The following is a 631-nucleotide window of genomic DNA, read 5'->3' on the forward strand; positions in this document are numbered from 1 at the left end:
TGCTGATAAAGGTGTGATAAAAATGCCTGGTCAGTTGTTTAATATGCAGAAATTGGAGTGATACATGAGCGCCAGAACAGCGCAAGTAGAGCGTAATACCTTAGAGACGCAAATTAGCGTATCAATAAATCTTGATGGTACAGGTGAAGCAAAGTTCGACACCGGTATGCCATTTTTAGAGCACATGTTGGATCAGATTTGTCGCCATGGTTTGATCGACATTGAAGCGCGTGTGAAAGGTGATTTACATATCGATGATCACCACTCTGTTGAAGATTTAGGTATCACTCTAGGACAAGCTTTCGCTAAGGCTGTCGGAGATAAAAAAGGCATTCGTCGTTATGGGCATGCATACGTGCCGCTTGATGAAGCATTGTCGCGCGTAGTGATTGATTTCTCTGGCCGCCCTGGACTCGAAATGGATGTTCCATTTGTAAAAGGCTCTGTTGGTGGTTTTGATTGCGATCTGTTTTATGAGTTTTTCCAAGGCTTTGTAAACCACGCGTGGGTGACTCTGCACATCGACAACTTGAAAGGTAAGAATGCGCATCACCAAATCGAAACCGTGTTTAAAGCTTTCGGTCGAGCACTGCGCATGGCGCTCGAATTCGATGATCGAATGGCAGGTATG

General features: G+C 44.7%; 1 protein-coding gene. It reads left to right on the forward strand.

Translation table 11 applies throughout. From position 1 onward, the window contains the following. Positions 1-64: 64 nt before the first annotated feature. A partial coding sequence (gene hisB, locus A3738_RS25055) for an imidazoleglycerol-phosphate dehydratase HisB (protein WP_068763933.1) occupies positions 65-631 on the forward strand: 567 nt, incomplete at its 3' end.

It is taken from the genome of Oleiphilus sp. HI0066 (assembly GCF_001635725.1).